At 48.7% G+C, this 1612-nt stretch carries 2 protein-coding genes and 1 pseudogene; all 3 read right to left on the minus strand.

The annotated features are described in order from the left end of the window. Positions 1 to 408 precede the first annotated feature (408 nt). The gene (locus C7H09_RS00015; protein ID WP_165794756.1) at positions 409 to 771 is read right to left on the minus strand and encodes an Imm41 family immunity protein; all 363 of its coding nucleotides are present in this window, start codon (positions 769 to 771) and stop codon (positions 409 to 411) included. Between the two features lie 104 nt (positions 772 to 875). After that, positions 876 to 1388: an excalibur calcium-binding domain-containing protein gene (locus tag C7H09_RS20380; RefSeq protein WP_276309293.1), complete on the minus strand. Its 513-nt coding sequence runs from the start codon at positions 1386 to 1388 to the stop codon at positions 876 to 878. Further along, positions 1291 to 1612: pseudogene (locus C7H09_RS00025) on the minus strand (hypothetical protein); the annotation flags it as partial. The pseudogene C7H09_RS00025 and the gene C7H09_RS20380, both read right to left, overlap by 98 nt.

A 1612-nucleotide genomic window follows, 5' to 3' on the forward strand; every position in this document is an offset into this window, starting at 1 on the left:
CCTAGCACCAACACCTGCCGATGCACCGTGATTAAAACCACCGCAAACGATGCGGTGAACGAACCTGAGTTTCAGAGTAGCAGACCCCGTCCCAATTTTCGGCGGACAGCCCCGCGACCGAAACACCGAACTTTACACCAACTCCGCTGAGGTGCTGAGCAACCAAACCGATGGCGGATTTCGATGGCCTTGGCAATTCTCCAGAACTTCCATTTTGCTGCCAGTTGTCGGCCAAGGCCCAATGGCACCGAACCACCCAAAACGACCCAAGGCACTGCCAGCTAACGCCTTTGTCAGTTGCGATTTGGTTGTAGTGGAGTTTTGGGGTAAAGTGGCGAAGCCACCCCAAAACGGAGCGTAGACCAAAACGTCAACTGGACAAACTTGTTAGCAGCTTTTTGGCACACATTAATAACCTAAATATTTCTTGTTTGGCATTTCACCCTTAAAGAAGCCCTCAAATACTAGCTGCAGCCTCTCACGACGTTGATATACCTGCTCTTGACTAAGCCCCTCCAGCTTAAATCCGTCATTTGAATCAAAATGACAACCTATGGATAGCGATAAATAACTATGTATCCGCATCGCTGGCCAAAATACGTTTCTTGGGATGAAGTCATTGTCTTTATATACTTCGCATTGCTCATAAAGATAATTCTCCAATTTAAAGTATTCGTCATCATCCCAAAGATTTTCCTCATGAAATATCCCCACGAACGAATCATCTGAATACTCGTTACTCCAAGCAAAATTTCGATTGATCTGATTCATGCTCATTTTACTGCTAACGCTTGCAGCATGCGCGCCTGCGGAATGGCGCCAAAGGCGCAATGTAGTAGGCGTCGCCGTGCCTGCACTGGTTATAGCTCTCGCGGTTAGAACCGGGAGTCATTTTCACAGGGGATACCGTCACGATCCCCATCCATCTTTGTATTTGGGCAATTTCTCGTGAAAAACTCAGCCTCGGCCCTGGATGTCATTTGACTGCAATACTGGCGTCCGTCACATCTGAAGCTAGTTTGGGAGTTCTGAACAGGCGCCTCCCTACGGATTTCGGCTACTCCAGATGAGCGTGGCGTTGGGTTCGGCGTTGAATCTACACTTTTTGTGTAATAGTTCCACGCACCAAAGCCGATAAGGGCTAAGAGAATAATTTTTTTCAAACTCAGGATCCTAAGTTGGTAGGCTATAACGCTGAGCACAGCGGCGACCTTGGAATGGTGCCGAAGGCACCATGGAAAGGGCGTCCGGCGGCCATCGGCCGCGTACTGCTGCGACTTGTTAAAAAGTCTAACCCCATTGCTCAAAAATATCCCCAGAGGCCAAGGCCTCCAGAAACGCCCGTTGCTCCTCAGTAACCAATTTGCGCGGGGTGTAACCGTGCTCATCAGGCTCTGCCAACAACCTTGCTTGAGTTTCTCGCGCAACAGCAGATAAAGCTTCCTTCTCGCCTGGCGTCATAGCGGAAAAATACTCGGATAGGTTCTCCTGGCATTTTACTGAGTAATCCAGATCAATCACGTCTTCTCCGGCGAAAAGGACAAGCCAGAGATACTCAAAGGAGAGTTCAGCTAGAGTTTTGATACGAATGTCTCCATGACTTTTTAACGCT

This window comes from Marinobacter fuscus (assembly GCF_003007675.1).
Classification (GTDB): Bacteria; Pseudomonadota; Gammaproteobacteria; order Pseudomonadales; family Oleiphilaceae; genus Marinobacter; species Marinobacter fuscus.